Here is a 23,514-nt window from a genome sequence, read left to right on the forward strand (position 1 = left end):
GGTGGCGAGCAGCTGGTTCAGCATGGTGACGAACTCTTCGTGCGTCTCGTCCATGCGGTCGTCGCCGGTCTGCAGGCTGGGGACCCATTCCAGGCCGGTGGTGGTGGCGGGGGCTTCGGGCGTGGCGGTGGTGTTCATGGGGCGCAACTGTACGGGGTGGGTGGGCCGCGGGGCTTGATGAAGGTCAAGTGCCGCCGGACCCCGATTGTGCCGCGGTGGGTGCCGTCTATGTTGGCAACGGCGCACCCCGCCGGGCCGCTGACAGCCGGGATCTGAATCAGGCTTCGGCCGGCTCGCCCAGCATCTGGCGCACGGCGGCTTGCAGTTCGGGCGATTGCAGCGCAGCGGGCAGGCGCGCGAGCATGGGGTGGGCCAGGCAGGCGCGCAGGTGGTGGGTGTCCACGGCGTCGCCGATGCTGAGTGCCTCGGGCGACGGGATGCGGCCTTGCGCCAGCCCTTCGCCCAGGTGGGCGCAGAGATAGCCGAGCGCGATGCGCGGCAGGCGCTCGGGTTCGATGGCGGCCGGCGGGGTGACCAGCAGGCGGCCCATGTCGTTCACATCGTCCACCAGTGCGGTGGGCAGTTCCCACGACTTCATGAGCAGGCCGCCGATTTCCACGGCGTTCAGGCCCAGCAGCTCCTGCTCCAGCCGCGCGCGTTCGAGCCGGTCGCGGCCGAGCCACCGCGGCATGCCGGCGGTGGGGATGAGCGAGGCGGTGGCCAGCTGGCCCACGAACCCCAGAACCACTTGCGTGGACATCGACGCCTGGTCGGGCAGGTTCAGCATCTTGCCCAGGCGCACGGCCAGCTCGCTGGCGATGGCGCTGGCTTTCCAGATGGCATCGAAGGCTTTTTGCGCCTCGGCCTGTGTGGGTTTGAAGGCTTCGGTCAGCATGTATTGCAGGCAGAGGCTGCGCACGCTGCTGATGCCCAGGAAAGTGACGGCCTGGCCGATGTTGGTGACGGGCCTGTGCAGGCCGTACAGGGGCGAGTTCACGGTGGACAGCACCTTGGCCGCGATGAGCGGTTCGCCCATCACGAGATCGCTGAGTTCGGCGGAGCTGGCCCGGGCCACGAATTCGGGCGACAGCAGCTGCTGCAAGGATCGCGGCGGGCGCGGGATGCCGCGCACGGCAGCGATCAGGGTGGCGTGGCGTTCGCTACCGAGATCGGATTCTGTGCGCCAGTGGAAACCCGCCAGCGCGCCCGGCAAGGGCTGCACGGTGGCGACAAAGGCCGGTGCCGGGCGCGGCGAGGAAGCCGGCACTGGACCGAGGGCACTGCGCAGGGTGGCCAATTCACGGGGCGCACTGGCTGGGGCGCGCCCGACCGGGCGGCGGAGCAACCACCATGCCATGGCAGAAGCCAGCACAGCAGCGATCCACAGAAACTCTGAAGACATGGGGGAACCTCCGATGCAAGGGTTATCGCCCGCGTGCGGCGGACTTTCGTTATGACCCTGTGTATCGGCGCCCTTGGAGCGGTCTTGAGCCCGCCCAAGGGCGGCTGCCCGGCCGACAGCCGCCCGGTGTGAACGCTCAGGCCAGGCGGACGCGGTGGCGCGCGATCTGGCTCAGCACCTGGGCCGGCGCGGTGCCACCCAGGGTGTTGCGGGCGTTGAGGCTGCCGCGCAGGCTCAGGCACTCGTAGACGTCTTTCTCAATGCTGGCGTTGAAGCCCTGCAGCACCGTGAGAGGCAGTTCGGACAGGTCGCAGGCGTGGCTGGTGGCGGCCTTCACAGCGTGGGCCACGGTTTCGTGGGCATCGCGGAAGGGCAGGCCTTTTTTCACCAGGTAGTCGGCCAGGTCGGTGGCGGTGGCGTAGCCCTTCTTGGCGGCTTCTTCCATGGCGATGGCGTTGACGGTGATACCGCCTTCCTTCTGCCCCGTGGCCGGGTTCGGCTGGCCACCCACCATCTCGGCAAAGATGCGCAGCGTGTCTTTCAAGGTGTCCACCGTGTCGAACAGCGGCTCCTTGTCTTCCTGGTTGTCCTTGTTGTAGGCCAGCGGCTGGCCCTTCATGAGCGTGATCAGGCCCATGAGGTGGCCGACCACGCGTCCGGTCTTGCCGCGCGCCAGTTCGGGCACGTCGGGGTTTTTCTTCTGCGGCATGATCGACGAGCCGGTGGTGAAGCGGTCGGCGATCTTCACGAAGCCGAAGTTCTGGCTCATCCACAGGATCAGCTCTTCGCTGAAGCGGCTGATGTGCACCATGCACAACGAGGCGGCGGCGGTGAATTCGATCGCGAAATCGCGGTCGCTCACGCCGTCCAGGCTGTTCTGGCAGACCTGCGGGTGGCCTTGTTCATCGACCATGCCCAGCGTGACGGCCACGCGCTCGCGGTCCAGCGGGTAGGTGGTGCCGGCCAGCGCGGCGCTGCCCAGCGGCAGGCGGTTGGTGCGACGGCGCACGTCATTCATGCGCTCGGCGTCGCGCGCGAACATTTCCACGTAGGCCAGCAGGTGGTGCGCAAAGCTCACCGGCTGCGCCACCTGCAGGTGGGTGAAACCGGGCAGGATCACTTCGACGTTCTGCTCGGCCACGTCCACCAGCGCGGTCTGCAGCTCCACCAGCAGGTCGCTGATCAGGTCGATCTCGCTGCGCAGCCACAGGCGCACGTCGGTGGCCACCTGGTCGTTGCGGCTGCGGCCGGTGTGCAGGCGTTTGCCGGCGTCGCCCACCAGCTGGGTCAGGCGGGCCTCGATGTTCAGGTGCACGTCTTCCAGGTCGAGCTTCCATTCGAAGCTGCCGGCTTCGATTTCGCTGCGGATCTGAGCCATGCCGCGTTCGATGGACGCGCGGTCGTCGGCGCCGATGATGCCCTGGGCGGCCAGCATTTCCGCGTGGGCCAGGCTGCCGGTGATGTCGGCCAGCCAGAGGCGTTTGTCAAAAAACACGCTGGCGGTGTAGCGCTTGACCAGTTCGCTCATGGGCTCCGAGAATAGGGCGGACCAGGCTTCGGATTTCTTGTCGAGTTGGTTGGTGGACATGGTGGTGCCAGCGGCTGGGTAGGGAATTGGAGGGCGGCGGGTGCGCCGGGCCGGGCTGGCCGGGTTTTACAAACGGATCTGTGCTGCCCATCTTCGGGCGGTCGCAGCCTATAGTGCGAGCCATGCAAGACTCCCGAATTTTATCGAGCTTCCAGGACCTGGCGCCAGCGGCCGGCATGCGGCCCCTGCGGCGCATGCCCGAGCCGGTGCGCGCCAGCGAACTGGTGTTCGACACCTGCAAGGTCGGCGTGGTGTTGCGGGCGGTGCTGTTCGTGCAGGCCGTCGTGTGTGTGGCGGCGCTGTTTGGTGCTCAGGGTTTGTGGGCCTGGACCGGCCAGATGGCCATGCTGACGGGCGCTGCCCTGCCCGCGACCCTGGTCTGGTTGCTGGGCGTCTGCGCGCTCAAGCGCCCGCTGGGCGCCCTGCCGATGCCGGCGCAGTGGACCGCGGGCGTCACGCTCGGTGCGCTGGCAGCCCTGTACGGCTGCGCGCTGTTGCACTGGATGGGGCTGGTGGATCCGGCGCCCTGGCTGGCCAGCGCGGCCTCGGGCGCGTTGTTGGCGGCGGTGCTGGTGGCGGCGCTGGTCTGGCGCGCCCGCGCCCGCACACCGGCGAGCACCACGGCGCGACTGGCGGAGCTGCAGGCCCGCATCCGGCCCCACTTTCTGTTCAACACGCTCAACAGCGCGATCGCGCTCGTGCGCGCCGAGCCCGCCCGGGCCGAGCGCCTGCTCGAAGACCTGAGCGAACTGTTCCGGCACGCGCTGGCCGACTCCAAGGAAGCGGTGCCGCTGAGCCAGGAACTGGAGCTGGCCCGGCACTACCTGGCGATCGAGCAGGTGCGTTTTGGCACCCGCCTGCGGCTGGAATGGAGCATCGACGAGTCGGCCTCCGAGGCCCGGCTGCCGCCGCTGATCCTGCAGCCGCTGGTGGAAAACGCGGTCAAGCACGGCGTGGAGCCCAGCCCCACCGGTGCCGTGGTGCGCATCAGCACGCAGCGGCGTGGCAGCGTGGTGGTGATCAAGGTGACCAACACCGTGCCGGCGGGCAGCGGCACCAGAGGCAACGGGCTGGCGCTGGACAACGTGCGCCAGCGCCTGACCCTGTTGCACGACGTGCAGGGCCGGTTTCAGAGCGCACTGGTCAATGATGTGTTTCAGGTTCGCCTTGAAATACCGGTATAAGCTGTTGTTTCGAGCCTGACAGCAAGGGAGCGTGGCATGGCATTGAAGGTTTTGATCGTCGACGATGAGACACTGGCCCGTTCGCGGCTGCGCACGTTGCTGGGCGATTGCGCCGATCCGCGCACCGAGATCGTGGGCGAAGCGGCCAACGCGGTGCAGGCGATGGAGCAGATCCAGCGCACAGCCTGCGATCTGGTGCTGCTGGACGTTCACATGCCCGGTGTCGACGGCATGGCGCTGGCCGCCAGCTTGCGCCAGATGGCATCGCCGCCGCAGATCATTTTTGTCACGGCCTACGCCGAGCATGCGGTGCAGGCTTTTGACCTGGAAGCCATCGATTACCTGACCAAGCCGGTGCGGCTGGAGCGCCTGCAGCAAGCGTTGCAGAAAGCGCAGCGCCTGCGCAGTGTGGGCGGCGAGGGCGCAGAAGCTTCTGGCCCCGTGGACAGCCTGCTGATCCAGGAGCGCGGGCGCAGCGAGCGCGTGGCGCTGTCGGATGTGATCTACCTCAAGGCCGAGCTGAAATACATCACGGTGCGCACGGCGGAGAAGGAGCACATCTACGACGGCGCCTTGAGCGATCTGGAGCAGAAATACGCGCACCTGTTCGTGCGTGTGCACCGCAATGCGCTGGTGGCGCGCCGCGCAGTGCGGGCGGTGGAGAAGCACAACGATCCTGTGGACGGCGAGGGCTGGACGGTGCGGCTCGATGGGGTGGACGAGCGTCTGTCGGTTTCGCGTCGTCAGCTGGCGGCTGTTCGTGAAGCGTTGATGAGCTGAGGTTTTTTGCTTGCGTTGCTCCGGTTCTTGAGCTGCTTCGGTCTCCGATAGCGCCGGTCATCGGCAACCGGGGCGACCGATTCCGCTCATGTCCCCCGGGCCGTTCCGGCCCTCCTCCTTTACTTCGCTGCATCAGTCACCCCGTTTGCCGATGACCTCGTTGGCGCTCGCCAGGTGCACAGTTTCTGTTTGAGTGCCCACCCGTTTGTTGCTGGCGAGGCCATGGCGTTCTGCAAAGCGAAGTAAAGGAGGAGACGGCCGCAGGCCGTCGGGGGACATGAGCGGCGCAGAGCGCCATGGCCTCGCCAGCGTGCAAGGTCAATGACAGAAATGACCTCAGACCTCAGCAGCCTCGATCAAAAACCGAACCCGTCGTTGACCCTGCCACTCATCCGCATCCAGCCGGAAGGCCAGCTTCACCCGCTCGGGCAACGGCTCGGTATGGCCGAACCAGATGCCGTCCACCGGATCGCCCTGGTGCTTCATCTTCAGCGCCAGGTGCTTCTCGCCCACGAGACGTTGGGACACGATCTGCAGCTCTTCGCAGAACACCGGTGGCGCAAAACCCTGGCCCCACACCTCGTGGTGCAGCGTGTCCACCAGATCGGTGCGGCGGTACTGTTTGTCGAGCGCACCGTCGGCTTCCATGCGCCGCTGCAGGGTGGCGGCGTCCAGCCATTCGTGGGCCACTTGCTGCAGCGCGGCTTCAAAGATGTCCAGGTGTTCTTCGTCGATGGTGCAGCCCGCCGCCATGGCGTGGCCCCCAAAGCGCAGCAACACGCCCGGGTGTCGCTTGGCCACCAGGTCCAGGGCGTCGCGCAGGTGAAAGCCGGGGATGGAGCGGCCCGAGCCCTTGAGCTCGTTTTCCTTGCCCTCGGCGCCACTGGCGGCGAACACGAAGGTGGGCCGGTGCATCTTGTCCTTCAGACGCGAGGCGACGATGCCGACCACGCCTTCATGGAAGTCCGGGTCGAACACGATCAGCGCCGGCGGCGGTTCTTCGGACTCGTCGAACATCTCTTCGGCCAGCAGCAGCGCCTGGTCACGCATCTCGCCTTCGATGGCCTTGCGCTCGCGGTTGATGCCGTCGAGCGTGCGTGCGAGTTCGTCGGCGCGCAGACCGTCGTCGGTGGTCAGGCATTCGATGCCCAGCGTCATGTCGGCCAGACGCCCGGCAGCGTTCAGGCGCGGGCCGAGGGCGAAGCCGAAGTCGAAGCTGGTGGCTTTTTGCGGCTGACGCGCCGCCACGTTGAACAGCGCCGTCATGCCCGGCGGCATGGCGCCGGCCCGCACGCGCTTCAGGCCCTGCGCCACGAGGCGGCGGTTGTTGGCGTCGAGCTTGACCACGTCGGCAACCGTGCCCAATGCGACCAGGGGCAGCAAGGCATCGATCTTGGGTTGCGTCTGCGCCGTGAACACGCCGCGCTCACGCAGTTCCGCACGCAAGGCGAGCAGCACGTAGAACATGACACCCACGCCGGCGATCGACTTGCTCTCGAAGTCGCAACCGGGCTGGTTGGGGTTGACGATCACGCAGTCGGCGGGCACCACGACTTCGCCGCCTTTCAGCGCGGGCAGGTGGTGGTCGGTCACGATGACCTGCAGGCCCAGCTCGCGCGCGGCGCGCACGCCGTCGAGGCTGGCGATGCCGTTGTCCACCGTCACCAGCACGTCGGCACCCTGCGCTTTCACGCGCTTCGCGATAGCGGGTGTGAGGCCGTAGCCGTCGGTCACGCGGTCGGGCACCAGGTAGCTCACGCGGTCAAAACCCATGGGCGCGCCCAGCAGGCGCAGGCCGCGCAGACCCACGGCGCAGGCGGTGGCGCCGTCGCAGTCGTAGTCGGCCACGATGCAGATGCTTTTGTTCGCGGCCATGGCGTCGGCCAGCGCGCGGGCGGCTTCGGCAGCGCCTTTCATGGAAGACGGCGGCAACAAGAGCGAGAGCGCGTCATCGAGCTGCTCCTTGCTGGTGATGCCGCGCGCGGCGAACAGGCGGGCCAGCAGCGGGTGCACACCGCCTTGTTCCAGCGCCCAGGCGGCGCGGGGCGGTACATCGCGGGTGATGATCTTCATAGGGTTTCGAGGGCTTTCCAGGCCGGGGGCGTGCCCAGCAGGTTTTTGAACAGGCGGCCGAGGCGTGCGCTGGCGTTGCGTGGAGCGCTGACCCAGGTTTTCGCACCACGCTCGCCGCACAGCGTGAGTGTGACCGGCTCGCCGCGGCGCGCGGCTTCCAACAGGGCTTTGATGGCTGTGGCGTCCAGCTGCGCCCAGGCCTGTTGCCAGGCGGCCCAGTCGGCGCGCAGCGCGGCCTGGCGCAGGGTGTCGGGCACGGTCGGTGCCGGCTGCAAGGGTGTGGGCGTTTCCAGGGCTCCCGCGCCGCTGACCCAGAAGCCGTTGACCGGCAGCAGGCCGCGGGCGGTTCGCGCATCGTGCACCGGGTGTGTGTAGAACAGCATCTGCGCCTCGCTTTGCAGGCGCTTGAGCAACTGGCTGCCGGCCGGGTTGGCGGGACTCTGGGGCATCCAGCCGTCCACCGGGCGGCCACTCACGCGGTCCAGGCTGGCGCAGGCGATGCCGCGCAGCGGTTCGCCGCTGGCGTGCCAGCGCGTGGCGCTCTCAAAGCGCAGGGTGATGCCGTCTTCCGCGCAATAGGGCGCGAATGCGTCGAACAGGCCGCGGGCGTCTTCATCGGTCAAGCCGATCTGATCGCCCGGCAACAGGCTCACATGGTCCGTGCCGATCTGGAAATGGCAGGGGCTGAACCAGGCTTGCGGCGTGGTCGGGTTGGCACTTGCGGCGGCGGCCCACGGGATCTGACCGTCGTCGCAGGCCGAGCCGTCCGCCTTCACCAGCCCCTGCGCCCGCGCCAGCGCGCGCTCGTGCGGCAGGCTCAGGCTGTGGTCGTCGCCGGTGTCGGTGGTCACGGGCGCCAGTTCGGCCAGCAGGGCCTGCAGGTTCGGCAGGCGCAGGCCGCTCAGCACCGCCAGGCACTCCGGCGCACTGGCGCTGGCAAACGGGATCAGCAGGCGGTTGGGCAATGGAGGCGGGGCTTCTGGGGCCATGGGGGCAACGGGCATGGATGCGATTGTCGGGGATGCCACAATCTCCGGCTGGACTCCAACGATGCAAACCCCTTACGAACTCATTCTCGGCTGGCGCTACACGCGCGCCGGCCGCGCCACCCGGCGCAACGGCTTCATTTCTTTCATCTCGGGCGTTTCCATGCTGGGCATCGCGCTGGGCGTGGCCGCGCTCATCATCGTGCTGTCGGTGATGAACGGTTTCCAGAAAGAGGTGCGCGACCGCATGCTGGGCGTGCTCTCCCACATCGAGGTCTTCGAACCGAGTGGCCTGGCGATTCCCAACCTGGCCGACACGCTGGCCATCATCGAGCGCCACCCCGAGGTGCTGGGCGCGGCGCCGTTCGTGGGGGCGCAGGCCCTGATCGCGCGCGGCGAAGACATGAAGGGCGCGCTGGTGCGCGGCATCGACCCGGCGCTAGAGCCCAAGGTGACCGACCTCGTGGCCGACCTCGCCGACACCGTGCTGCCGCGGCTCGTGCCGGGCGAATTTGGCGTGATCCTGGGCGGCGAGCTGGCGCGCAGCCTGGGCGTGGCCACCGGCGACACGGTGACCCTGATCGCGCCCAGCGGCCAGGTCACGCCCGCGGGGGTGGTGCCGCGCATCCGGCAGATGACGGTGGTCGGCACTTTCGATTCGGGCCACTTTGAGTACGACTCGGCGCTGGCCCTGCTGCACCAGGAAGACGCCGCGCGCATCTTCCGCGTCGAGGGGCCGACGGGGGTGCGCGTGAAGATCAAGAACCTGCACGAAGCGCGCGAGGTGGCCATTGCCATCGCCGCTGATCTGGACCCAGGCTTGCTGGTGCGCGACTGGACGCGCCAGAACCGCACCTGGTTCGCTGCCGTGCAGCTGGAAAAACGCATGATGTTCATCATCCTCACGCTGATCGTGGCGGTGGCGGCGTTCAACCTGGTGTCCACGCTGGTGATGACGGTGACCGACAAGCGCGCCGACATCGCCATCCTGCGCACGCTAGGCGCGAGCCCGCAGAGCATCATGGGCATCTTCATGGTGCAGGGCGCGATGGTGGGCATCATCGGCACCGGCGCCGGCCTGCTGCTGGGCCTGGGCGTGGCGTTCAACATCGACACGCTGGTGCCCGCGCTGGAGCGCCTGCTGGGCGCGAGCTTCCTGCCGCAGGACGTGTACCTCATCAGCCGCATGCCGAGCGACCCACAGCAGGGCGACATCCTGCCGGTGGGGCTGATTTCGCTGGCGCTGTCGTTCGTGGCGACCATTTACCCGAGCTGGCGCGCGAGCCGCGTCAATCCCGCAGAGGCCTTGCGCTATGAGTGAAGTTGTACTTCAGGCCACCGGCCTCACCAAGCGCTTCTTCGAAGGCCGGCTCGACGTGACCGTGCTGCAGGGCGTGGACCTGACGGTGCGCAAAGGCGAAACCGTGGCCATCGTCGGCGCTTCCGGCTCGGGCAAGAGCACGTTGTTGCACCTGTTGGGCGGCCTGGACGCGCCGACCAGCGGCAGCGTGCAGCTCATGGGGCAGACGATGTCGGGCCTGAGCGCGGCGCAGCAGGGCGCGCTGCGCAACCGGCATCTCGGCTTCGTCTACCAGTTCCACCACCTGCTGCCCGAATTCAGCGCACGCGACAATGTGGCAATGCCGCTGTGGATCCGCCGCCTGCCACGCGCCGAAGCGGCCGAGATCGCCACCCAGACCCTGACGCGCGTCGGACTGGCCGGCCGCCTGCACCACCGGCCGTCCGAGCTCTCGGGCGGCGAGCGTCAGCGGGTGGCGATCGCGCGCGCGCTGGTGACGCAGCCGGCCTGCGTGCTGGCCGACGAGCCCACGGGCAACCTCGACCGCAGCACCGCCGACGGCGTGTTCGAGCTCATGATGCAGCTCGCCCGCGACCAGGGCACGGCCTTCATCGTCGTCACGCACGACGAGACCCTGGCCGCGCGCTGCGGGCGCGTCCTGCGGTTGACGGCCGGCGTGCTGACCTGAGTACTCAGGGCGCGGTCTGGGCGAAGCGCAGCGGCTGCGCCATGCCGTTCACGTGGATCAGCAGCGTGCGGCCCTGCAGCTCGTAGCGCTCGGCCTTCTGCAGGGCCGAGAGATAGCGCACCTCCTGCTCGTTCGCCGGCCCCATGCAGGCCATCTTGGTCGAACCCATCTGGTCGAAGCCGATGTGGCCCTGCGTGATGCGGACCGAACCGAAGAAGCGGTTGCACGAACCGTTGCCGGCGACGCGACCTGCCTCGGGGAAGGTCAGCGTCGCCTGCGAGCGCGCCATCACGGCGCTGTCGCCCAGGGCTTCCAGCCGCCACTCGGTGCCCGTGAGCGAGGGCGCGGCGGGCTGTCCGGCGCAGGCGGCCAGCGAGAGGGAGATGGCGAACCAGGCGAAGGGGCGGACGAAACAAGAGGTCGAATGGGACATCGGGGGCTCCGGGACCGCACGGTGTGCCCCACATCGGGCACGCTTCAGGCGGCACAATTAACGTTATACCGCCATGTGGATCGACACCCATTGCCACCTCGACGCTACCGAATTCGGCGCTGACCACGCGCTGGCGGTGCAAGCGCGCGAGCGGGCGCGTGGGCTGGGTGTGGGCCTGTGCGTGATTCCGGCCGTGATGCGGCAGAACCTCGATACGGTGCGCCTGCTGGCGCACCGCCTGGGCGACGCCTACGCGCTGGGCATCCACCCGCTGTACGTGCCACAAGCGCGGGACGAAGACCTGGATGCGCTGGACGCGGCGCTGACCGAACACCGCGACGATCCGCGGCTGGTGGCGGTGGGCGAGATCGGGCTGGACTTCTTCGTGCCGGCGCTGTGCGAACCCGCCATGCGCGAGCGCCAGACCCGCTTCTACCGCGCGCAACTGCGGCTGGCGCGCCGGCACGGCCTGCCGGTGATCCTGCACGTGCGGCGCAGTGCCGACGCCTTGCTGGGCGCGCTGCGCGAACTGCCGGTGGCGGGTGGCATTGCGCACGCTTTCAACGGCAGCGCGCAGCAGGCACAGGCCTTTCTGGACCTCGGTTTCAAGCTCGGGTTCGGTGGCGCGGTGACGTTCGAGCCGGCGCTGAAGCTGCGCCGGCTGGCCGCCGAGCTGCCGCTGTCGGCGCTGGTGATGGAGACCGATGCGCCCGACATCCCGCCGCACTGGCTGTATGCGACGGCGGCCGAGCGCGCGGCCGGGCGCTCGCAGGGCGTGAACACGCCGGCCGAGTTGCCGCGCATCGGGCAGGTGGTGGCGGATCTGCGGGGTGTGCCGGCCGACGCGCTGGCGCGGGCGACCAGTGCCAACGCCCTGGTGGCGCTGCCGAAACTGGCTGCGTTGGCGACCGGTGGGACCGTGGCTTGAGCCGCCTGCAGGGTTTGCCGCCGGTGCTGGACGCGCGCACGCGCCTGCTGGTGCTGGGCAGTTTCCCGGGCGTGGCTTCGCTGCGCGCGCAGCAGTATTACGGCCACCCGCAGAACCAGTTCTGGAAGATCCTGGGCGCGCTCTGGCAGCAGCCACTGATCACGCTGCCGTATGCCGAACGCATCGCCGCGCTGCACGAGCACGGTCTGGGGCTGTGGGACGTGTACGGCGCCTGTGAGCGCGAGGGCAGTCTGGACGCCGACATCCGTTCTGCCGAACTCAATGACTTCGCTGCGGTGCAGCGGCAGTGTCCGCTGCTGGAGGCCATTGCGCACAACGGGGGTGAGAGTTACCGGCACGCCAAGCACACGTCGGCGTTCGGACTGCCGGTGTACAAGTTGCCATCCACCAGCCCGGCGAACGCGAGCTGGTCGTTTGATCGCAAGCTGGTGGCCTGGGCTGAGGTGTTGCGGCGGCATGGGGTTGCGTAGGGCCCGGGGGTAGACCTCGCAGGCTTGCTGCGACGGTGCGCTCTGCGCCGCTCGTGTCCCCCGGGCCTGCGGCCCTCCTCCTTTACCTCGCTATGCAGAACGCACCGCCGCAGCAAGCTGGAGTCATGGTTGGTCGTCGTTGAGCCGTCCGCACGGCGTCTTGTCCCCGCACCATGCTGGCCAGAAACACGGGCCCAGAAGAAAAGCCACCCGGCGCGAGAAAGCCATGACGAACTCCATGTTCATAATGATCGCTTTGCAGTTCCAGAAGTGACAAAGATGCAGTATTGGTTGCCGGTCCGCGCAGCGACGGATTCAGGGGGTTCGCCCGCCCGCCACCCCGTGGCATGGTTCCCCCGCCTGTTGGGCGGTGACCGCACAGGAGTCCGCGCATGAAGAGCGGGGCCAATGCCACGGCCCGGCGCCGCACCGGGCCGCAGACCCTGCCCGACGTGACCATGTCCGAAGACGGCGAGGTGCGTTTCCTGCACCTGGGCACCGAGTGGATCCAGGGCTCGATGATCATCGACGCGCCGTTCGACATCGAGCTTGACTACGTGCAGCGCATGATGGCCTGGCTGCTGTTCGTGGAGCCCGATTCGGTGGGCAAGCGCCGCGCCATGCAGCTCGGGCTGGGCTCGGCCGCGTTGACCAAGTTCCACTACAAGCAGCTGCGCATGGACACCACGGCGATCGAGATCAACCCGCAGGTGCTGGCTGCCTGCCGTGGCTGGTTCAAGCTGCCGCCCGATGGCCCGCGCCTGCGCGTGCTGCTGGCCGATGCGGAGCAGGAAATCCGCAACCCGGTGCACACCGGCCAGATCGACGCGCTGCAGGTCGATCTGTACGACCACGAAGCCGCAGCGCCCGTGCTCGACAGCCCCGACTTCTACGCCGACTGCCGCTCGGTGCTGACCGATGAGGGCGTCATGACGGTGAACCTCTTTGGCCGCGACGCGAGCTACGAGCGCTCGCTGCAAAGCATCTGCGCGGCGTTTGGTGATGACGCGGTCTGGGCTTTCAAACCCACGCGCGAGGGCAACACCATCGTGCTCGCGCAACGCACCGCCGACCGCCCCACGCGCATGGCGCTGCTGGCGCGGGCCGAAGAGATCCAGTCGCGCTGGCGCCTGCCGGCCGTGAAGTGGCTGAAGATCTTCAAACCGGCTCATTGAACTTGAGACGCCCATGAAAACATCCACCAAAGCCCACGCACCCGCACCCGCCGCAGCACAAGGACCGCTCGACTGGCGCAAGCTGGTCGGCTGGCTGCGCGAAGATGGCGTGATCTCGGCGGACGAGGCGGCCCGCACGGTGGCGCGTTGTGCGTCGGCGCACAGCGCCCAGCACCCGCTGCAGCGGCTCGCGGTGGTGGGCGTGGCGCGCGAGGCCGATGGCCATGTGCTCGACATCGAGCAGCTCACGCAGTGGCTGGCGAAGCGCAGCGGCATCGACTACTTCCGCATCGACCCGCTGAAGGTCGACGTGGGCAAGGTGGCCGACGTGATGAGTGCGGCCTACGCCGAGCGCCACAAGGTGTTGCCGGTGCAGGTGGGTGTGGCGGAGGTGGTGGTGGCCACGGCCGAGCCCTTCATTCAGGATTGGGTGCCCGAGGTGGAGCGCCAGACGCGCAAAAGCGTGCGCCTGGTGTTGGCGAGTCCGCAGGACGTGGCGCGCTACACGGCCGAGTTTTTTGCGCTGGCCAAATCGGTTCGTGCCGCAAGCAAGCTGGGTGGCCAGGCGGGTTTTGGCAGCTTTGAGCAACTGGTGGAGCTGGGCAAGGCCAACAAGCAGCTCGACGCCAACGACCAGCACGTGGTGCAGGTGGTGGACTGGCTCTGGCAATACGCCTTCGACCAGCGCGCGAGCGACATCCACCTGGAGCCGCGGCGCGAGCAGGGCGTGATCCGTTTCCGCATCGACGGCGTGTTGCACCCGGTGTACCAGATGCCCATGGGCGTGATGAACGCGATGATCGCGCGCATCAAGCTGCTCGGCCGCATGGACGTGGTCGAAAAGCGCCGCCCGCAGGACGGCCGCATCAAGACCGTGCGCCCCGGTGTCGGTGCGGTGCGGGGCGATGAAGTCGAAATGCGCCTGTCCACGCTGCCCACCGCTTTTGGTGAAAAGCTGGTGATGCGCATTTTTGACCCCGAAGCCACGGTGAAAGACCTGAGCGCGCTGGGTTTCGCACCGCACGATGCCCAGCGCTGGGAATCGCTCACCAGCAAGCCGCACGGCATCGTGCTGGTGACCGGCCCGACCGGTTCGGGCAAGACCACCACGCTCTACGCCACGCTCAAGCGCCTGGCGACCGAAGAGGTCAACGTGAGCACGGTGGAAGACCCGATCGAGATGATCGAGCCGGCCTTCAACCAGACCCAGGTGCAGCCGCACCTGGACCTGGATTTCGCGCAGGGCCTGCGCGCCCTGATGCGGCAGGACCCCGACATCATCATGGTGGGCGAGGTGCGCGACCTGCCCACGGCCGAGATGGCGGTGCAGGCTGCGCTCACCGGCCACCTGGTGTTCACCACGCTGCACACCAACGACGCCCCGTCGGCCATCATGCGGCTGATGGAGCTGGGCATCCCGCCCTACCTGATCAACGCCACCGTGCTCGGTGTGCTGGCGCAGCGCCTGGTGCGCACCCTGTGCCCGGTCTGCCGCGTCCGCGAGGACGATGCCGACACCACCGCATCGCGCGAAGCCTTGACCGAGCTGGTCAAACCCTGGCAGGTCAGCGGCAAGTACCGGCCCTACCGGCCGGTGGGCTGTGTCGATTGCCGCATGACCGGCTACCACGGCCGCATGGGCCTGTACGAGTTGCTCGTGGTCACCGAAACCTTCAAGAGCAAGGTGAGCCGCGAGCCTGTGCTTGAAGCCCTGCGCAGCCAGGCGGTGAAGGACGGCATGCGGCCGCTGCGCCTGGCCGGGGCCGCGCGCGTGGCCGAAGGCCTGACGACGATGGACGAGGTGCTCGCCTGCACGCCGCCTGTGAACGGTTGAAGGCAATGGCCCCCTTCCGGACCGTCACCGATGGTGCCAGTCCGGGGCTCCACCGCTGCGCGGGGCGCTGCCCCGAGGGGGCTGTTTCGCCTTGGGGCGGCCCTGCGGCGAAACGGTGCCCCCACTTCGCCGCTGCGCGATGTGCCGAACGTTTGACCGGATCGTTGTCCATGATTTTCAGCAAGGGCTTATATTCCGGTTTTCACACGTCCGCTTGCTGAAATGTCCGAGATGATCCCGATCAAGACCGAATCCGCCTGGCGCGGCACCGCCGATTGCCGCAACTGCGGCATCCGCGAGATGGTGCTGTTTGCCGACCTGCGCGAAGAGGACTTCAACCTGATCCACGCGCCCATCGATGACCTCGAATTCAGCGCGGGTCAGCCGCTGGTGCGCATGGGCGAGACGGCCACCTCGCTCTACACCCTGCGTTCAGGGGTGATCAAGCTGGTGCGCAACACGGTGGACGGGCGCCAGCGCATCGTGCGCGTGATGCGCTCGGGCGACGTGATCGGTCTCGAAGCCCTGATGGGTCCGGTGTACGACTCCGATGCCATTGCGCTGACCAACATCAAGGTGTGCCGCCTGCCGCTGCAGGTGATCCAGCGCCTCAACCGCGAAACGCCGCGCCTGCACCAGCGCCTGATGGAGCAATGGCACCACAGCCTGAAAGAAGCCGACGACTGGCTGGCCGAGCTCAATTTCGGCAACGCGCGCCAGCGTGTGGCCGGCCTCATCCTCAAGATGCGGGCGGAGCACGACCCCACGGTGGCCAACCTGTTTTCGCGCGAAGACATGGGCGCCATGCTCGACCTCAAGCTGGAGACGGTGAGCCGCACGATCTCCGCGTTCGAACGCGAGGGCCTGATCGAACCACTCGACAAGCAGGGCCGCACCTACCGCGTGGTGGATGCCGCGTTGCTGTCAGCGCCCAAAGCCTGAACGGTTTTATCCTGGCGCGACAGCGGGCCGCGCGGGGTCTACCGATAATCGGAGCAATGCCTGCCCCCTCCGTGTCTCCCGCCCCCCACCTCGCCACCGGTCTTCTGCTCGCCAGCGCAGGCTCCATCGCTTTCAGCGGCAAAGCCATCATTGTCAAACTGGCCTACCGCCACGGCGTCGACGCGGTCACGCTGATCATGTACCGCATGCTGTTCGCACTGCCACTGTTCCTGGCGCTGGCCTGGTGGGCCAGCCGGGGCAAGGCCGCACTCACCGGCAAGGACTGGCTCGGCATCGTCGGCCTGGGGTTCACCGGTTATTACCTCGCGAGCTTTCTCGATTTCTGGGGGCTGCAATACGTCAGCGCCAGCCTGGAGCGGCTGATCCTGTACCTCAACCCCACACTGGTGCTGGTGCTCGGCTGGCTCGTCTACCAGCGGCGCATCAGCGGCCTGCAGGCGCTGGCCATGGCCGTGAGCTACGCGGGCGTGTTGCTGGTGTTCGGTCACGAGGCCGGCTTCCAGGGGCCGAACGCGGTGCTGGGCGCGCTGCTGGTGTTCGGCAGTGCCATCAGCTACGCGATCTACCTCGTCTACAGCGGCGAGCTGGTCAAGCGCCTGGGCTCGCTGCGACTGGTGGGTCTGGCCACCAGCGTCGCCTGCGGCCTGTGCCTGCTGCAGTTCGTGGTTCTGCGCCCGCTGAGCGCGGCCGACGTGGCGCCCGAGGTGATCTGGCTCTCGCTGCTCAACGCCACCTTGTGCACGTTTGCGCCGGTGCTGATGGTGATGATGGCGATCGAACGCATCGGCGCGGGTCTGGCGGCGCAGACCGGCATGATCGGCCCCATGTCCACCATCGCCATGGGCGTGCTGATCCTGGACGAACCGTTCAACGGCTGGATCGTGGCGGGCACGGTGCTGGTGCTCTCTGGCGTGTTCTTGGTGACGCGCTTTGGCAAGCCCACCGTGGGCCAGTGATTTTTTCGACAAGGAGACACGGACATGGATTTCGGCATCAAAGGCAGATGGGCACTGGTCTGCGGCGCGAGCAAAGGCCTGGGCCTGGGCTGCGCGCAGGCGCTGGCGGGCGAGGGCGTGAATGTGGTGATGGTGGCGCGCGGGAGTGAGGCGCTGGAAGCCTCGGCCGCGGGCATCCGCGCCGCATCGCCGGGTGTGCAGGTGATCGCCGTGGCGGCCGACATCACCACGCCCGAAGGCCGCGCTGCCGCTTTCGCAGCGGCCGGCGGGCCCGGCACGGCGTTCGACATCGTGGTCACCAACGCCGGCGGCCCGCCACCCGGCGACTTCCGTAGTTGGGGTCGTGAAGAGTGGCTGAAGGCGGTGGACGCCAACATGCTCACACCCATCGAACTCATCAAGGCCACGGTGGACGGCATGGCGCAGCGCGGCTTCGGCCGCATCGTCAACATCACCAGCAGCGCGGTGAAAGCGCCGATCGACATCCTGGGCCTGAGCAACGGTGCGCGCAGCGGTCTCACCGGTTTCGTGGCCGGCGTGGCGCGCAGCGGCATCGCGGCGCAGGGCGTGACCATCAACAACCTGCTGCCCGGCAAGTTCGACACCGACCGCATCGCCGCCACGCTCAAGGGCGCGTCGGAGAAAACCGGCCAACCGGTGGAGGAACTGCGCCGCCAGCAGCAGGCGCAGATCCCCGCCGGCCGCTACGGCCACCCGCAGGAGTTCGGCGCCATCTGCGCCTTTCTCTGCAGCCAGCAGGCGGGCTACCTCAACGGCCAGAACATCCTGTCCGACGGCGGCTTGTATCCGGGAACGTTCTGATCAGCGACGCGAACTGACCAGGATCCCACCCACGATCAGTACAAACCCCGCTGCGTGGTACAGCCGGGGCATCTCGCCCAGCAGCGTGGCCGACATCAGTGCGGCGAACAGCGGCGTGAGGTTGTTGAAGAAGCCTGCGACCGTGGGACCTACGCGTGCCACGCCGATGCCCCAGCTGCGGTAGGCCAGCAGCGACGGGCCGACCGCCACGTAGACCAGTGCCGCGATCAGCGGCCAGCCCCATTGCATGTGGCCGGTGGTTGCGGGCGGCAGGGTCAGCCATTCGGCGCCGGTCATCGCGCCCGACCAGCCCAGGCCAAAGACGATCTGCGCCAGCAGGAAGGCGGCCCAGTCAGCCTTGATGTCTGGCGGGTAGCCTCCCACCGGCGGGCGCACCAGCAGCCAGCTGTACCAGGCCCAGGTGAGCGCGGCCAGCAGCATCCAGCCGTCGCCCGCGACCAGCCGCAGCGCGCCCAGCTGCGCCAGTTCGCCACGCGAGAGCACCACCGCCACGCCGGCCAGCGAGAGCGCGGCGCCCACGGCGGCGCGGCGCGAGACCGGCACACCGTAGAGCACGCGGCCGAGCAGCAGCATCCAGATCGGAATGCTGGAGGCCACCAGCGTCACGTTGATCGGTGTCGAGGTCTTGAGCGCCATGTACTGCAGCGCGTTGTACAGGCCCACGCCGAGCAGGCCCAGCAGCGCGAAACGCCTGCGTTGTGGCCACAGGCCGCTGCCCGGGCGCAGCACCCAGGCGGCCAGCGGCAGCAGCAGCACGCCGGCGAGCACCCAGCGCAAGAGGTTGAAGGTGATCGGTGGAATGGCGCCCTGCATCATCCGCCCGACCACGGCGTTGCCGGCCCACATGAGCGGCGGGATCAGCAGCAGGGCGATGGTGGACGGCGTGAGGCGCGGAGCGGGTGCGGACATGCGGCGACTGTACCCACACGGTCATGTCCCGCGCTGGAGCGGGGCCTGTGCATCTGGCCCGCAGGCGACACGGCCGTTTCGTGGCAGCATGTGGGTCGTTTCAAAAAATGCAGGAGATTCCCATGACCCAGACCAGCCGCGCCGTGCGCATCCACGCCACCGGCGGCCCCGAACAACTGGTGATCGACTCGCTGGACGTGGGCGAACCCGGCCCGGGCCAGGTGCGCATCCGCCACAAAGCCATCGGCCTGAACTTCATCGACGTGTACCAGCGCAGCGGCCTGTACCCGAACGCCCTGCCGCTGGCACTGGGCATGGAAGGCGCGGGCGTGATCGAAGCGGTGGGCGAGGGCGTGACGCACCTGAAGGTCGGTGACCGCGCGGCCTACGCCGCCAACCCCCCGGGCAGCTACAGCGATGTGCGCGTGATGCCGGCCATGAACGTCTGCCAGCTGCCCGACGCGATCAGCTTCGAAACCGGCGCGGCCATGATGCTCAAGGGTCTGACCGCGATGTACCTGCTCAAGCGCTGCAAGCCGGTCGAGGGACTGGAGCGGGGTGATTTTGTGCTGTTCCACGCCGCGGCCGGTGGCGTCGGACTGATCGCCTGCCAGTGGGCACGGGCGCTGGGCCTGCGCCTGATCGGCACCGCGGGTTCGGACGACAAATGCGCGCTGGCACGCGAGCATGGCGCCGAGTTCACGATCAACTACCGGACCGAGGACTTCGCCGCCCGCGTGAAAGAGATCACCGGTGGCCAAGGCGTGAAGGTGGTCTACGACTCGGTGGGCAAGGACACGTTCGACAAGTCGCTCGACTGCCTCATGCCGTTTGGCCTGATGGTGAGTTTCGGCAACGCCAGTGGCCCGGTGGCGCCGTTCGCGCCTGGCATCCTGGGCCCCAAGGGTTCGTTGTATGTGACGCGCCAGACGCTGTTCACCCACATCACCAGCCGCGAGCGCACGCAGGCCATGGCCGACGAGCTGTTCGCGGTGGTGGGCAGCGGCGACGTGAAGATCCGCATCGACCAGCGTTTTGCGCTGACCGACGTGCAGGCCGCGCACCGCAGCCTGGAGGCGCGCCAGACCACGGGCTGCACCATCCTGCTGCCATAGCCTGGCCGCCAGGGGCGATCAGCCCCTGGGTGAGGATCGGTCGGTCTTGAGAGGCGCCGCCTTGCCCTGGGGTGCGGGCGGCGGCTGGTGCCGTGTGGCCAGGTAGAAACCCAGGATGCGCGCCACATAGGCCTGCGTCTCGGGAAAGGGTGGCACACCCTGGTGGCGATCGACCGCGCCTTCGCCGGCGTTGTAGGCGGCCGAGGTCTTGACCACATCGTGATCAAAGCGCAGCAGCAGCCAACGCAGATAGGCCAGTCCACCTTCGATGTTCTGCTGCGGGTCCAGCAGGTTGCGCACGCCAAACCGCTTGGCTGTGGCGGGGATGAGCTGCATCAGCCCCTGGGCGTTCTTGGGCGACACCGCGAACGGGTTGAAGTTCGACTCCGCGCGCACGATGGACACCGCGAGACGCGGGTCCACGCCGTAGTAGGGCGCTCGTTCCTGCACCCGCTGCGCCCAGCGGCGGCGTTCCCGGTTCAGCTGGTCCAGGTAGCGTTTCACCACTTCGTGGCTCACGGGCTCGGTGCGGTCTTCCAGCGACCCGGCCGCCGGATCGGGCAGGCACTGCGGACGCTGCTCGTCCAGCGGGACCAGGCCGGGCTCGTCGAAAAACTGGAGGGCTTCGGCGTGGCCATTCTGGGCCGCCAGCGCCAGCATGAAGCGTCCCTGGGCCTGTGCTTTCGGCACGCTGCGCTGCTGCAGCAGCAGGCGGCCGAGACGGTACTGTCCATCCACGCTGCCCTGGCGCGCAGCGCTGCAGTAGTGTTGCGCCGCCAGATGAAAGTCCAGTGCGTGCATGGCCGCCTGGCCTTGCTCCAGCAGTTGGGGAAGGGCAGGCCCGCCGTCGGTGGCCACCTCGGGGACGTGGTCTCCCAGGGTGCGCAATGAAACGACGATGTCGCGGTCAGCGCCCACCGCCGGCATCGCGCCGGCCAGTGTGGCCAGCGTCAGCAAGGTCTGCCGCCAGCGCACCGTGTTCTCCCATCAGGCCAGCGCCGCCGGTTGCGGTGCCACGGTCCGCAGGGCCGTGCGCAGGTGGGCCAGGGTGCTGTCCACGTCGTGCCACTTGTCTAGACCAAAGAGGCCGATGCGGAAGGTCTTGAAGTCCGCGCCTTCGTCGCACTGCAGCGGCACGCCCGCGGCGGTCTGCAGGCCGACAGCGAGGAATTTCTTGCTCGACTGGATGTCGGGATCGGTGGTGAAGCTCACCACCACACCCGGCGCCTGGAAGCCCGGCGCCGCCACGCTGGGGAAAGCGTGCTCTTCCAGCAACGCGCGCACGGCGCGACCCAGGGCGATCTGTTCATCGCGCACTTTGGCGTAGCCGTAGGCCTCGGTTTCTTTCATGGTGTCGCGCAGCCGCAGCAGGGCGTCGGTCGGCAGCGTGGAGTGGTAAGCGTGGCCACCGCCTTCGTAGGTCTCCATGATCTGCAGCCACTTCTTCAGGTCCATGGCGAAGGTGGTGCTCTGCGTGGCGTCGATGGCTTTGCGGGCGCGTTCGCTCAGCATCACCATCGCGCAGCAGGGTGAGCTGCTCCAGCCCTTTTGCGGCGCTGAAATCAGGATGTCAACACCGGTGGCTTTCATGTCCACCCACATCGCGCCCGAGGCGATGCAGTCCAGCACGAACAGGCCACCCACGGCGTGCACCGCGTCGGCCACCGCGCGCAGGTAGTCGTCGGGCAGCATCATGCCGGCGGCGGTTTCCACGTGCGGCGCAAAGACCAGGGCAGGTTTCTCTTTGGCGATGGCGGCCTTCACGTCTTCAATCGGCGCCGGCGCCCAGGCGGCCTGTGCGCCCTCGGTGGTGCGGCGCGCTTTCATGACCGTGTGGCTGGCGGGGATCGAGCCCATGTCGAAGATCTGCGTCCAGCGGTAGCTGAACCAGCCGTTGCGGATCACCATGACATGTTGGCCGTGCGCAAACTGGCGCGCCACCGATTCCATGCCGAAGGTGCCGCTGCCCGGCACCAGCACGGCCGAGTGCGCGCCGTAAACACGCTTGAGCATGGCCGAGATGTCGGTCATCACGCCCTGGAAGCGTTTGGACATGTGGTTGAGCGCGCGGTCGGTGTAGACCACCGAAAATTCGAGCAGGCCATCGGGGTCGATGTGGGGCAGCAAACCGGGCATGGGGTGTCTCCTGGCAGGTCGCTCTGGAAGCGGGTCTGTCAGATTAGCACAGCAAGCCGAAATCAGTGTCGGCTGACGGGCGGCGGCGGGGTGCGCAGGCGGCTGGGCGCGAGCACGCCGGCCGAGTCCAGGATGGGGTAGGCGATGGAGCAGATGTGCGAGTTGATGCGCTTCAGGTCGCTGATCAGGTCGATGTGCAGCGAACTGCTCTCCATGCTGGGCATGGTCTGATCGGACAGCCGCTCCAGGTGGCTGCTGGCGTAGGCGCGCTCCATTTCCCGGAAACGCACTTTCTCTTCGAGCAGGCGCTGCGCGTCGCGCACATTGCCGTCGAGGAACACGCTCATGCCCAGGCGCAGGTTGTCGAGCAGGCGGGCGTGCATGGCACCGATCTCGGTCAGGCCGGCTTCCGAGAATTCGCGGCCCTTGCGGATTTTTTTGTCTTCGATGTCGAGCAGCACGCGTTCCACCGTGTCGCCGATCTGCTCCATGTTGATGGTAAAGCTGATGATGTCGGTCCAGCGCCGGCTCTCGGTTTCGCTCAATTGCTGGCGCGAGAGTTTGGTCAGGTAGTACTTGATGGCCGAGTACAGGCTGTCCACCGTGTCGTCCATCTTGCGCAGGTCCTGCGCCAGCTGCAGGTCGTTGGTCTTGATGACGGTCATCACGCCGCGCAGCATGGTTTCCACCACGTCGGCCTGGTGCAGCGCTTCGCGCGCCGCGCACGAGATGGCCAGCGACGGCGTGGCCAGGGCCGACGGGTCCAGGTGGTTGGGCCGGTTGAGTGCGCCGCCCGCCTCTTGCAGCGGCAGCAGCTTCTCCACCCAGCCGGCCACGGGCTGCGTGAGGCCGATGAAGAACAGGCCGACCATGAGGTTGAAGCTCAGGTGGAACAGCACGGTGAGCGCCGCCGGGTCGGGCACATGGGGTTGCACGAGCTGGAGCCAGAGCGGGATGAGCCAGGGCGCTATGGCCACGCCCATCAGTTTGAACAGCAGGTTCCCGATGGGCACCTGGCGCGTGGCGCGGTTGGTCTGGGCGGTGGTGATCACCGCCAGCAGGCCGCTGCCGAGGTTGGCACCCAGCACCAGACCCAGCGCCACGTCCACGCCCACTACCTGCAGGGCCAGCGCGGCCGTGAGCAACACCACGGCGAGGCTCGAATACGCCAGCACCGACAGCGTGGCGCCGACGAGGATCTCCAGCATGCGGTCGCTGGTGAGCGACTCCAGCATCAGCTGCACCGCCGGGTTGCGCGTGAGCACGGCGGTGGACTGGCTCACCAGCTGCAAGGCCAGCAGCATCAGGCCCAGGCCGATCAGCACGCGGCCCACGTCGCCCACCTGCGTGCCCTGGCGCGAGATGAACAGCGTGACACCGACGAAGATGAACAGCGGAGAAAGCCAGGAGAGATCGAAGGAAAACACCACCGCCATCAGGCTGGTGCCGATGTCGGCGCCCAGCATCACGGCCAGCGCGGCGGGCAGGGCAATGAGCCCGCGGCCCACAAAGGATGCGGTGATGAGCGCGGTGGCGGTGCTCGACTGCACCAAGGCCGTGACGCCCAGGCCGGAGAGCGCGGCGGTGAAGCGGTTGCCCATGCTCGCGGCGAGCACCTGGCGCAGGTTGCTGCCAAAGACGCGCAGCACGCCGGTGCGAACAAGATAGGTGCCCCAGACCAGCAGCGCAATGGCTGCCAGCAGATTCAGCAAATGTTTCATGTCTGGGGA

21 protein-coding genes are annotated in these 23,514 nt (G+C 67.8%); 12 read left to right on the forward strand and 9 right to left on the reverse strand.

Annotated elements, in window-relative coordinates; translation table 11 throughout:
* Positions 1-277: 277 nt before the first annotated feature.
* Together F3K02_RS13435 and argH are read right to left on the reverse strand one after the other, a co-directional pair.
* Entirely contained in the window at positions 278-1,402 is a 1,125-nt protein-coding gene (locus tag F3K02_RS13435; protein WP_177136133.1) for an HDOD domain-containing protein, read from the reverse strand.
* 136 nt (positions 1,403-1,538) lie between these two features.
* Positions 1,539-2,990, reverse strand: a complete 1,452-nt coding sequence (gene argH / locus F3K02_RS13440) for an argininosuccinate lyase (protein WP_177136134.1) — start codon at positions 2,988-2,990, stop codon at positions 1,539-1,541.
* Between the two features lie 122 nt (positions 2,991-3,112).
* Between argH and F3K02_RS13445 the strand changes: the two genes are divergently transcribed.
* Positions 3,113-4,174, forward strand: a complete 1,062-nt coding sequence (locus tag F3K02_RS13445) for a sensor histidine kinase (RefSeq protein WP_177136135.1) — start codon at positions 3,113-3,115, stop codon at positions 4,172-4,174.
* A 36-nt stretch (positions 4,175-4,210) separates the two neighbouring features.
* The gene (locus F3K02_RS13450) at positions 4,211-4,954 is read left to right on the forward strand and encodes a LytR/AlgR family response regulator transcription factor (protein ID WP_177136136.1); all 744 of its coding nucleotides are present in this window, start codon (positions 4,211-4,213) and stop codon (positions 4,952-4,954) included.
* A 336-nt stretch (positions 4,955-5,290) separates the two neighbouring features.
* Here F3K02_RS13450 and recJ read toward each other — a convergent pair whose 3' ends face one another.
* Both recJ and F3K02_RS13460 read right to left on the reverse strand, forming a co-directional pair.
* Positions 5,291-7,027, reverse strand: coding sequence for a single-stranded-DNA-specific exonuclease RecJ (recJ, locus tag F3K02_RS13455; protein WP_177136137.1), 1,737 nt, complete (start codon positions 7,025-7,027; stop codon positions 5,291-5,293).
* A complete protein-coding gene (locus tag F3K02_RS13460; RefSeq protein WP_177136138.1) occupies positions 7,024-8,031 on the reverse strand; it encodes a phosphoglycerate mutase in 1,008 nt (335 codons plus the stop codon). The genes recJ and F3K02_RS13460 overlap by 4 nt, the downstream gene beginning before the upstream one ends.
* A gap of 46 nt (positions 8,032-8,077) precedes the next feature.
* On the opposite strand from F3K02_RS13460, the gene F3K02_RS13465 reads away from it, so the two are divergent.
* Both F3K02_RS13465 and lolD read left to right on the forward strand, forming a co-directional pair.
* On the forward strand, positions 8,078-9,334 hold the full coding sequence (locus tag F3K02_RS13465) for a lipoprotein-releasing ABC transporter permease subunit (protein ID WP_177136139.1): 1,257 nt from the start codon (positions 8,078-8,080) through the stop codon (positions 9,332-9,334).
* Positions 9,327-10,001 carry a lipoprotein-releasing ABC transporter ATP-binding protein LolD gene (gene lolD / locus F3K02_RS13470; RefSeq protein ID WP_177136140.1) on the forward strand — a complete coding sequence of 225 codons (675 nt, stop codon included), beginning with the start codon at positions 9,327-9,329 and terminating at the stop codon, positions 9,999-10,001. The genes F3K02_RS13465 and lolD overlap by 8 nt, the downstream gene beginning before the upstream one ends.
* Before the next feature lie 4 nt (positions 10,002-10,005).
* Here lolD and F3K02_RS13475 read toward each other — a convergent pair whose 3' ends face one another.
* On the reverse strand, positions 10,006-10,434 hold the full coding sequence (locus F3K02_RS13475; protein ID WP_177136141.1) for an META domain-containing protein: 429 nt from the start codon (positions 10,432-10,434) through the stop codon (positions 10,006-10,008).
* Between the two features lie 73 nt (positions 10,435-10,507).
* On the opposite strand from F3K02_RS13475, the gene F3K02_RS13480 reads away from it, so the two are divergent.
* From F3K02_RS13480 to F3K02_RS13510, 7 genes are all read left to right on the forward strand, one after another.
* Positions 10,508-11,362 carry a TatD family hydrolase gene (locus F3K02_RS13480; RefSeq protein ID WP_177136142.1) on the forward strand — a complete coding sequence of 285 codons (855 nt, stop codon included), beginning with the start codon at positions 10,508-10,510 and terminating at the stop codon, positions 11,360-11,362.
* Complete coding sequence (locus F3K02_RS13485) at positions 11,359-11,853, forward strand: DNA-deoxyinosine glycosylase (RefSeq protein ID WP_177136143.1); 495 nt, start codon at positions 11,359-11,361, stop codon at positions 11,851-11,853. The genes F3K02_RS13480 and F3K02_RS13485 overlap by 4 nt, the downstream gene beginning before the upstream one ends.
* A 392-nt stretch (positions 11,854-12,245) precedes the next feature.
* Positions 12,246-13,028 carry a class I SAM-dependent methyltransferase gene (locus F3K02_RS13490; protein ID WP_177136144.1) on the forward strand — a complete coding sequence of 261 codons (783 nt, stop codon included), beginning with the start codon at positions 12,246-12,248 and terminating at the stop codon, positions 13,026-13,028.
* A 13-nt stretch (positions 13,029-13,041) separates the two neighbouring features.
* Complete coding sequence (gene tfpB / locus F3K02_RS13495) at positions 13,042-14,862, forward strand: type IV pilus assembly ATPase TfpB (protein ID WP_177136145.1); 1,821 nt, start codon at positions 13,042-13,044, stop codon at positions 14,860-14,862.
* 222 nt (positions 14,863-15,084) lie between these two features.
* Positions 15,085-15,804, forward strand: a complete 720-nt coding sequence (locus F3K02_RS13500) for a Crp/Fnr family transcriptional regulator (RefSeq protein WP_246309465.1) — start codon at positions 15,085-15,087, stop codon at positions 15,802-15,804.
* A gap of 56 nt (positions 15,805-15,860) precedes the next feature.
* The gene (locus F3K02_RS13505; RefSeq protein WP_177136146.1) at positions 15,861-16,781 is read left to right on the forward strand and encodes a DMT family transporter; all 921 of its coding nucleotides are present in this window, start codon (positions 15,861-15,863) and stop codon (positions 16,779-16,781) included.
* Between the two features lie 24 nt (positions 16,782-16,805).
* On the forward strand, positions 16,806-17,603 hold the full coding sequence (locus F3K02_RS13510) for an SDR family oxidoreductase (RefSeq protein ID WP_177136147.1): 798 nt from the start codon (positions 16,806-16,808) through the stop codon (positions 17,601-17,603).
* Here F3K02_RS13510 and F3K02_RS13515 read toward each other — a convergent pair whose 3' ends face one another.
* On the reverse strand, positions 17,604-18,533 hold the full coding sequence (locus tag F3K02_RS13515; RefSeq protein WP_177136148.1) for a DMT family transporter: 930 nt from the start codon (positions 18,531-18,533) through the stop codon (positions 17,604-17,606). It lies immediately after the preceding gene.
* A 122-nt stretch (positions 18,534-18,655) separates the two neighbouring features.
* Here F3K02_RS13515 and F3K02_RS13520 point away from each other — a divergent pair, with 122 nt between their 5' ends.
* Positions 18,656-19,648, forward strand: coding sequence for a quinone oxidoreductase family protein (locus tag F3K02_RS13520; RefSeq protein WP_177136149.1), 993 nt, complete (start codon positions 18,656-18,658; stop codon positions 19,646-19,648).
* Between the two features lie 18 nt (positions 19,649-19,666).
* On the opposite strand, the gene F3K02_RS13525 is transcribed toward F3K02_RS13520, so the two are convergent.
* From F3K02_RS13525 to F3K02_RS13535, 3 genes are all read right to left on the reverse strand, one after another.
* On the reverse strand, positions 19,667-20,623 hold the full coding sequence (locus F3K02_RS13525; protein ID WP_343067088.1) for a lytic transglycosylase domain-containing protein: 957 nt from the start codon (positions 20,621-20,623) through the stop codon (positions 19,667-19,669).
* Positions 20,624-20,635: 12 nt separating this feature from the next.
* On the reverse strand, positions 20,636-21,784 hold the full coding sequence (locus tag F3K02_RS13530; protein ID WP_177136150.1) for an aminotransferase class V-fold PLP-dependent enzyme: 1,149 nt from the start codon (positions 21,782-21,784) through the stop codon (positions 20,636-20,638).
* 62 nt (positions 21,785-21,846) lie between these two features.
* Positions 21,847-23,505, reverse strand: a complete 1,659-nt coding sequence (locus F3K02_RS13535; RefSeq protein ID WP_177136151.1) for a Na/Pi cotransporter family protein — start codon at positions 23,503-23,505, stop codon at positions 21,847-21,849.
* Between the last annotated feature and the right edge of the window lie 9 nt (positions 23,506-23,514).

This window comes from Hydrogenophaga aromaticivorans (assembly GCF_013387465.1).
In the GTDB taxonomy this organism is placed as follows: domain Bacteria; phylum Pseudomonadota; class Gammaproteobacteria; order Burkholderiales; family Burkholderiaceae_C; genus Hydrogenophaga; species Hydrogenophaga aromaticivorans.

Coding starts and splice junctions, on each gene's coding strand:
- F3K02_RS13490 (WP_177136144.1), top strand. CDS start 12,246: ATGAAGAGCGGGGCCAATGCCACGGCCCGGCGCCGCACCGGGCCGCAG.
- F3K02_RS13520 (WP_177136149.1), top strand. CDS start 18,656: ATGACCCAGACCAGCCGCGCCGTGCGCATCCACGCCACCGGCGGCCCC.
- tfpB (WP_177136145.1), top strand. CDS start 13,042: ATGAAAACATCCACCAAAGCCCACGCACCCGCACCCGCCGCAGCACAA.
- F3K02_RS13445 (WP_177136135.1), top strand. CDS start 3,113: ATGCAAGACTCCCGAATTTTATCGAGCTTCCAGGACCTGGCGCCAGCG.
- F3K02_RS13480 (WP_177136142.1), top strand. CDS start 10,508: ATGTGGATCGACACCCATTGCCACCTCGACGCTACCGAATTCGGCGCT.
- lolD (WP_177136140.1), top strand. CDS start 9,327: ATGAGTGAAGTTGTACTTCAGGCCACCGGCCTCACCAAGCGCTTCTTC.
- F3K02_RS13510 (WP_177136147.1), top strand. CDS start 16,806: ATGGATTTCGGCATCAAAGGCAGATGGGCACTGGTCTGCGGCGCGAGC.
- F3K02_RS13450 (WP_177136136.1), top strand. CDS start 4,211: ATGGCATTGAAGGTTTTGATCGTCGACGATGAGACACTGGCCCGTTCG.
- recJ (WP_177136137.1), bottom strand. CDS start 7,027: ATGAAGATCATCACCCGCGATGTACCGCCCCGCGCCGCCTGGGCGCTG.
- F3K02_RS13435 (WP_177136133.1), bottom strand. CDS start 1,402: ATGTCTTCAGAGTTTCTGTGGATCGCTGCTGTGCTGGCTTCTGCCATG.
- F3K02_RS13460 (WP_177136138.1), bottom strand. CDS start 8,031: ATGCCCGTTGCCCCCATGGCCCCAGAAGCCCCGCCTCCATTGCCCAAC.
- argH (WP_177136134.1), bottom strand. CDS start 2,990: ATGTCCACCAACCAACTCGACAAGAAATCCGAAGCCTGGTCCGCCCTA.
- F3K02_RS13515 (WP_177136148.1), bottom strand. CDS start 18,533: ATGTCCGCACCCGCTCCGCGCCTCACGCCGTCCACCATCGCCCTGCTG.
- F3K02_RS13500 (WP_246309465.1), top strand. CDS start 15,085: ATGTCCGAGATGATCCCGATCAAGACCGAATCCGCCTGGCGCGGCACC.
- F3K02_RS13465 (WP_177136139.1), top strand. CDS start 8,078: ATGCAAACCCCTTACGAACTCATTCTCGGCTGGCGCTACACGCGCGCC.
- F3K02_RS13535 (WP_177136151.1), bottom strand. CDS start 23,505: ATGAAACATTTGCTGAATCTGCTGGCAGCCATTGCGCTGCTGGTCTGG.
- F3K02_RS13530 (WP_177136150.1), bottom strand. CDS start 21,784: ATGCCCGGTTTGCTGCCCCACATCGACCCCGATGGCCTGCTCGAATTT.
- F3K02_RS13505 (WP_177136146.1), top strand. CDS start 15,861: ATGCCTGCCCCCTCCGTGTCTCCCGCCCCCCACCTCGCCACCGGTCTT.
- F3K02_RS13475 (WP_177136141.1), bottom strand. CDS start 10,434: ATGTCCCATTCGACCTCTTGTTTCGTCCGCCCCTTCGCCTGGTTCGCC.